The sequence below is a fragment of the Burkholderia sp. HMSC10F09 genome, from assembly GCF_001806955.1.
Taxonomy (GTDB): Bacteria; Pseudomonadota; Gammaproteobacteria; order Burkholderiales; family Burkholderiaceae; genus Burkholderia; species Burkholderia multivorans.
The window spans coordinates 1-6,521 of the sequence record NZ_KV786905.1 but is presented as its reverse complement, the minus strand read 5'-3'; the positions used below and the strand labels follow the sequence as shown (position 1 = coordinate 6,521).

Below are 6,521 nucleotides of genomic sequence, written 5' to 3'. Positions count from 1 at the left end.
CCAGTCGAGTACAAAGTTGGCGCCGATAAAGCCTGCGCCGCCGGTAACCAGAATCATGGGGCTCCCTCTAGTAATGCCCGGTAGCGCCAGCCGGCCCTACCGCATCGAATTCGCACGCGACGTCATCGTCACGCTAAACCGGGAATTTTACCCGGCCACCATGGCAGTTAAAGTCATGAAATGCTAATTTTGTTCGGGAAAACGACAATTATAGGGACCGGGCGCCCCCCAAAGCCACGCCGCTAACAACTTGATACAGCGCTCCCGCCCCCTGCGTCGAATAAAATTTCCTGCCGAATCAATGACATTTCGGGGAACGTCGGTTGCAAAATGGCGTCTCGTACCAACGAATCTTCTTTCCGTGCGGAAATCAATAGCACTGCCGCTCTCATGACCCCAACCCCAATCGCCATCGGCGACATCCAAGGCTGTCATTCAGCTTTCGACTCGCTACTGAAAAAACTCTCCGCCCCCGCCGACACGCCGCTATGGATCGCCGGCGACATCGTAAACCGCGGCCCCGGCTCCCTGGCCGCGCTGCGCGCGCTAATCGACCTCGGCCCTCGCGTCACAGCCGTCCTCGGCAACCACGACCTGCACCTGCTCGCCGTCTCGGCCGGCATCCGCACCGAACGCCGCGGCGACACGATCGGCGAGATCCTCGACGCGCCCGACGCCGACGCCCTCCTCGACTGGGTCCGCCACCGCCCGTTCGCGCATTTCGAAGACGGCAAACTGCTCGTCCACGCGGGCGTGCTGCCGCAGTGGGACGTGACGCTCGCCCTCGAGCTCGCGGACGAGCTTCAGCAGGCGCTGCGCGCGCCCGACTGGCGCGACACGCTGCAAAAGCTGTACGGCAACGAGCCGAACCAATGGAATCCGAACCTCAAAAAGCGCGACCGGATGCGCGTCGCGTTCAACGCATTCACGCGCCTGCGGTTCTGCACGCCGGACGGCGCGATGGAGTTCAAGGCGAACGGCGGCCCCGAGAGCGCACCGCCCGGCTATCTGCCGTGGTTCGACGTGCCGGGCCGCCGCACCAAAGACGTGACGGTCGTCTTCGGCCATTGGGCCGCCCTCGGCCTGATGCTGCGCGACAACGTGGTCGCGCTCGATTCGGGATGCGTATGGGGAAATCAGCTGTCGGCCGTGCGCCTCACGGCCGATCCGGCGCAGCGCACGGTCACGCAGGTGCAATGCGAAGCATGCCGCACTCCGGGCGGCGAATGACCGCAATGTAACGGCCGCGGCCCGCACAAGCGGACCGCGGCACGATCAGCCTTCGCGCCCGGGCACCGGCTCTTCGGCGGCACCGTCGCGGGCCGCGTCCGAGCCGACTTCCGCGACCGGATAGGCGTGCTTCGCGAGCTCGGCCAGCGACTCGGCCGACGGCTTGCCAACCTTCGCCTGCATCGCCTCGAGCGCGGCCGCGATCGCATCGCGCGCCGCCGCCGACATCGCACGCCGGTCGCCGCCCGGCGCGATCGGATCGCACACGTACAGATGCGCGACGAGCGGCCCGCCGCGTAGCACCATGTCGAGCGACTTGCCGAGCGACAGCTCGCCGGTATACGCAGGCGCAACCGACTGCCGCCCCTGCGCGTCCTCGTACATCAGGCAGATCGGCTGCACCGCGCAGCCGGCCGACACCGCGGCCTGGAACAGATTCGCATGGAACGGCAGCAACCCTTGCCCGTCGGACGTCGTGCCTTCCGGAAACACGCACATCACGCCGCCGCTGCGCAGCCGCTCGGCCATCTCGTGCATGACGCGCATCGCCTCGGTGCGCTTCTCGCGCTGCAGGAACACGGTATCGAGCTTCTCGGCGAGCCAGCCGATCACCGGCCACTGCCGCACCTCGGCCTTCGACACGAACGGCGTCGGCCGCCACGCGTTGATCGTATAGATGTCGAGCCACGACACGTGATTGCCGACGACGAGCGCGCTCGCATCGAGTCGCGCGCGGTCGTTGTGCACGACGAGCCGCATCCCGCAGATCCGCAGCAGCTTCACCGACCAGCGGCGCGTGAGCTCGGCGCGCCGCGCGGCCGTCACATGCGAAAAGCGCAGCGCGACGATCGCCATGCCGCGCAACAGGTGAAAGACGAGGCGCAGCTTGCGGATAGCGTTCATGAGGAAAGCCCGGCGTGGTTCAGTTGCGCTCGAACGCGACCTGTCCGGCGACGAGCGTCGCGCGCACGCACGCGGGCAGCTCGTAGCCGAGGAACGGCGAGTTGTGGCCCTGGCTCTTCAGCGCGCGCGGCTCGACGCGCCAGTGCGCGCGCGGGTCGAACACGCAGAGATCGGCCGCACTGCCTTCGGTCAGACGGCCGGCCGGCAGATTCAGCACGTCCGCAGGCGCCGACGTGATGCGGCGCAGCGCCTGCGCGAGCGGCGTGCGCGTCTCGTCGGCCCACTTCACGGTCAGCGACAGCAGCAGTTCGAGGCCGGTCGCACCGGGCGTCGCTTCGCCGAACGGCAACAGCTTCTCGTCGTCGTCGACCGGCGTGTGATCGGAGCAGATCGCGTCGATGGTGCCGTCCGCGAGCGCCGCGCGGATGGCCTCTCGGTCGCGCTCGCTGCGCAGCGGCGGATCGAGCCGGAACTGCGAATCGAAATAGCCGATGTCGACGTCGATCAGATGCAGATGATTCACGCCGACGTCGCACGTGACGGGCAGCCCTTCCGCCTTCGCCGCGCGCACGAGCGCGAGGCCGGCCGCCGACGACAGCCGCGCGAGGTGCACGCGCGCGCCGGTCACGCGCATCAGTTCGAAAATCGTATGCAGCGCGATCGTCTCGGCCGCGACCGGCACGCCGGACAGCCCGAGCCGCGACGCGACGGGCCCGCTCGCCGCGACGCCGCCCTTGCCGATGAACGCGTCGAGCGGGCGCAGCCACGTGGTGTAGCCGTAGGTGCTCGCGTACTGCAGGGCGCGCAGCAGCACCTGCGTGTCGCGCAGCGGCACGTTCGCATGCGTGAAGCCGACGCAGCCGGACTCGGTCAGCGCGACCATCTCGGTGATCACTTCGCCCTTCAGCCCGACGGTCAGCGCGCCGAGCGGATGCACGTTCGCCTGGTGCAGATTGCGCGCGCGGAACTTCAGCATCTCGACGAGGCCCGGCTCGTCGAGCACGGGATCGGTGTCCGGCGGGCACACGAGCGTCGTCACGCCACCGGCGACGGCCGCCGCCATTTCGGACGCGAGCGTCGCCTTGTGCTCGTAGCCGGGCTCGCGCAGCCGCGCGCAGAGGTCGACGAGGCCGGGCGCGACGATCAGGCCCGTCGCGTCGATCGTCTTGTCGGCGGCGAAGCCGGCCGGCGCGCGGCCGGCTTCGGCGATCGCGTCGATCTTGCCGTCCGAGATGAATACGTCGGCCTGCCGCTCGCTGCCGGCAACCGGATCGATCAGCGTGCCGCCTTTGATATGAATCTTCATGCGCTGTCTGTGAATGCGTTGTATGCGTTGAATGCCTGGATAAGAAGGCGCGAAGCGGCTCAGTCGTTGTTGCCGGCGACGATGCCCATCACGGCCATCCGCACGGCGATGCCGAACGTAACCTGGTTGAGGATCACCGATTGCGGGCCGTCGGCGACCTGCGAGTCGATCTCGACGCCACGGTTCATCGGGCCCGGGTGCATCACGATCGCGTCGGGCGCAGCGAGCGCGAGGCGCTCGGGCGTGAGCCCCCACGTCTTGAAATACTCCTGCGCGGAAGGCAGCAGCGCGCCGCTCATCCGCTCGTTCTGCAGACGCAGCATGATGATCACGTCGACGCCCTTCAGCCCTTCGTCGAGGTTGTGGAACACCTTCACGCCCATCTGCTCGAGGCCGCCCGGCAGCAGCGTGCGCGGGCCGATCGCGCGCACTTCGGGCACGCCGAGCGTGGTCAGCGCGTGGATGTCCGAGCGCGCGACGCGCGAGTGCAGAATGTCGCCGACGATCGCCACGCGCAGCTTCGTGAAGTCGCGCTTGTAGTGGCGGATCGTGTACATGTCGAGCAGGCCCTGCGTCGGGTGCGCATGGCGGCCGTCGCCGGCGTTGATCACGTGCACGTGCGGCGCGCAGTGTTCGGCGATCAGGTACGGCGCGCCGCTCGATGCATGGCGCACGACGAACAGGTCGGCGTGCATCGCCGACAGGTTGTTGATCGTGTCGAGCAGCGATTCGCCCTTGCTCGTCGAGGAAGCGTTGATGTTCAGGTTCAGCACGTCGGCCGACAGGCGCGTCGCGGCGATCTCGAACGTCGTGCGCGTGCGCGTCGAGTTCTCGAAGAACAGGTTGAACACGGACTTGCCGCGCAGCAGCGGCACCTTCTTCACTTCGCGGTCCGTCACGCTGACGAACTGCTCGGCCGTATCGAGGATGTGGTTGACGATCGAGCGCGGCAGGCCCTCGATCGACAGCAGATGCTTGAGCTCGCCGTTTTTCGTGAGCTGCGGGTTGCCCTTCAGGAAACCGTAGCGGAACCGCTCGGGGCTCGCGGCCGCGGCGGGATTGCCGGTGCGGCCAGTGGTGTCGGTGGTCATGGTGTGCGTGATTCCAACTATGCAAACGGGCCGCGGCGCGAACCGGCGGCCCGGGATACGGTTTCGCGGTCGTTCAGGCGGCCTGCGCCTCGACGTTCAGCGTGAACTGCGCGTCGTCGCGCGCGAGCACGAGCGTCGCGCCGGCCGGCACGTCGAGCGTGCCGCCCGCAAAGCGCGCGGCGACCGGCAGCTCGCGTCCGCCGCGATCGGCGAGCACCGCGAGTTCGACGGCAGCCGGACGGCCGTAGTCGAACAGTTCGTTCAGCGCGGCGCGCACGGTGCGGCCGGTGTACAGCACGTCGTCGACGAGCACGATGCGCGCGCCGTCGACGTCGAACGGCAGCGACGTCGGGCTCGCCTGGCTATGCAGCCCCTTCTTCGCGTAGTCGTCGCGATGCAGCGCGACGTTGACGACGCCGAACGCCGGCGCGCCGAGATCGCGCGCGAGACGCTCGGCGAGCCACGCGCCGCCGCTGTAGATGCCGGCGAGCCGCGGGCCGCCCGGTTCGGCGAACGCGGTGCCGTACGCGGCACGGATCTGGTCGAGCAGGGCGCGGTACAGCGCCTCGGCGTCAATGGAGCTCATGGTCGGACAATTGATCGAGATACTGTTGAAGGATCACGCGCGCGGCTTCGGCATCGAGCATGTCGGTGCGTGCGCGGCCGCGCACGTTGCGCTCGCGCATCCCGGCCTCGGCTTCGACCGACGAATAGCGTTCGTCGACCCACGTGACGGGCAGCCCGAAGCGGCCGTTCAGCTGGTTGCCGAAGCGCTTCGCCTGCTGCGTCATGTCGTGCGGCGTGCCGTCGGGATGCATGGGCAGCCCGACGACGAGCGCGTCGGGCCGCCATTCGGCAAGCAGCTCACCGACGGCCTTGAAGCGGTGCTCGCGGTTCAGGTTGGGAATTACGACGAGCGCGCGCGCCGAGCGCGTCAGCGCATTGCCGATCGCGACACCGATTCGCTTCTCGCCGTAGTCGAACGCCAGGAGCGTCGCATCGCGCGCGCTCGTGCCGCTCATGCGTGCCCTGCTTCGCCGGACAGCGTCGACGAACTGACGCCGAGCAGGCCCAGCGCGGCTTCGAAGCGCTCTTCGGCCGGCGTGTCGAACACGATGCGCGGATCGGCGGCGACCGTGAGCCAGCCGTTGCGGGAAATCTCTTCCTCGAGCTGCCCGGCGCCCCAGCCTGCATGGCCGAGCGTCAGCAGGAAGCGTTTCGGGCCCGTGCCCGTTGCGACCGCCTCGAGCACGTCCTTCGACGTCGTCATCTCGAGCCCGCCCTCCACCGACATCGACGAGCTGTAGTTCGCACCCTCGACCGGCTCGTGCAGCACGAAGCCGCGCTCGGTCTGCACGGGGCCGCCGAAGTACACGGGGATGTGCAGCAGCGGCTCGATCTCGAGCTTCAGGTCGATCCGGTTGAACAGCGATTCGAGGTCGATATCGGTAGGACGATTGATGACGAGGCCGAGCGCACCGCGCTCGCTGTGATCGCAAAGATAGACCACCGTTCCCGAGAACGTCGGATCGGCCATGTTCGGCATGGCGATCAGGAACTGGTTGGTGAGATTGATGCGATCGGAAGGCTTTGACATGGTTTGAATTTTAGCAAAGACGCTGCGGCCTGACCGGGCCGCGATCAACGAGCAACATCGCGACGCGCTGGCAATGACGCGCGCGATTACACGGCACTCTAACACGCGCGCGGGCGCTGTCGGCAGCGCGTTGCAGCGGCGCCGGACATGGCCGCCGCGCCATGCCGGCCGGCGTTCCGCTCAGGGCCGGCCGAGCGCCGTGCCGAGCGCTTCGGCCCCCGCCGTCAGGTCCGGCGGCGCGACGCCGGCGGCGATCTTCAGCAGTGCGGCGCGCAGCATGTCGGCCGCGCGCGCATGCGCGTCGCGTGCGCTGCCGGCGAGCGGCAGCCCGTGCGCGGCGCGGCGCCATGCGAGGCCCAAAGTGTCGGCCAGCAGCGCCGCGTGGCCGAGCCCG

8 protein-coding genes and 1 pseudogene are annotated in these 6,521 nt (G+C 68.3%); 2 read left to right on the top strand and 7 right to left on the bottom strand.

The genetic code is table 11. The features are described 5' to 3' along the window. Positions 1-187 (top strand): hypothetical protein (locus HMPREF3115_RS32045; RefSeq protein ID WP_218079221.1); only part of this gene is annotated, 187 nt, incomplete at its 5' end. Between the two features lie 203 nt (positions 188-390). Continuing rightward, complete coding sequence (locus HMPREF3115_RS25630) at positions 391-1,230, top strand: symmetrical bis(5'-nucleosyl)-tetraphosphatase (protein ID WP_070556640.1); 840 nt, start codon at positions 391-393, stop codon at positions 1,228-1,230. A gap of 45 nt (positions 1,231-1,275) precedes the next feature. Here HMPREF3115_RS25630 and HMPREF3115_RS25625 read toward each other — a convergent pair whose 3' ends face one another. From HMPREF3115_RS25625 to HMPREF3115_RS25595, 7 genes and pseudogenes are all read right to left on the bottom strand, one after another. Next, positions 1,276-2,133 carry a lysophospholipid acyltransferase family protein gene (locus tag HMPREF3115_RS25625; RefSeq protein ID WP_048995277.1) on the bottom strand — a complete coding sequence of 286 codons (858 nt, stop codon included), beginning with the start codon at positions 2,131-2,133 and terminating at the stop codon, positions 1,276-1,278. A 19-nt stretch (positions 2,134-2,152) separates the two neighbouring features. Next, entirely contained in the window at positions 2,153-3,439 is a 1,287-nt protein-coding gene (locus tag HMPREF3115_RS25620; RefSeq protein ID WP_006406350.1) for a dihydroorotase, read from the bottom strand. A gap of 59 nt (positions 3,440-3,498) precedes the next feature. Then, positions 3,499-4,530, bottom strand: coding sequence for an aspartate carbamoyltransferase catalytic subunit (locus tag HMPREF3115_RS25615; RefSeq protein ID WP_006400966.1), 1,032 nt, complete (start codon positions 4,528-4,530; stop codon positions 3,499-3,501). Positions 4,531-4,603: 73 nt separating this feature from the next. Next, positions 4,604-5,116: a bifunctional pyr operon transcriptional regulator/uracil phosphoribosyltransferase PyrR gene (gene pyrR, locus HMPREF3115_RS25610; RefSeq protein WP_053297564.1), complete on the bottom strand. Its 513-nt coding sequence runs from the start codon at positions 5,114-5,116 to the stop codon at positions 4,604-4,606. After that, on the bottom strand, positions 5,103-5,552 hold the full coding sequence (gene ruvX / locus HMPREF3115_RS25605) for a Holliday junction resolvase RuvX (protein WP_053297565.1): 450 nt from the start codon (positions 5,550-5,552) through the stop codon (positions 5,103-5,105). The genes pyrR and ruvX overlap by 14 nt, the downstream gene beginning before the upstream one ends. Beyond that, complete coding sequence (locus tag HMPREF3115_RS25600) at positions 5,549-6,127, bottom strand: YqgE/AlgH family protein (protein WP_006400969.1); 579 nt, start codon at positions 6,125-6,127, stop codon at positions 5,549-5,551. The genes ruvX and HMPREF3115_RS25600 overlap by 4 nt, the downstream gene beginning before the upstream one ends. Before the next feature lie 180 nt (positions 6,128-6,307). Next, positions 6,308-6,521: pseudogene (locus HMPREF3115_RS25595) on the bottom strand (hypothetical protein); the annotation flags it as partial.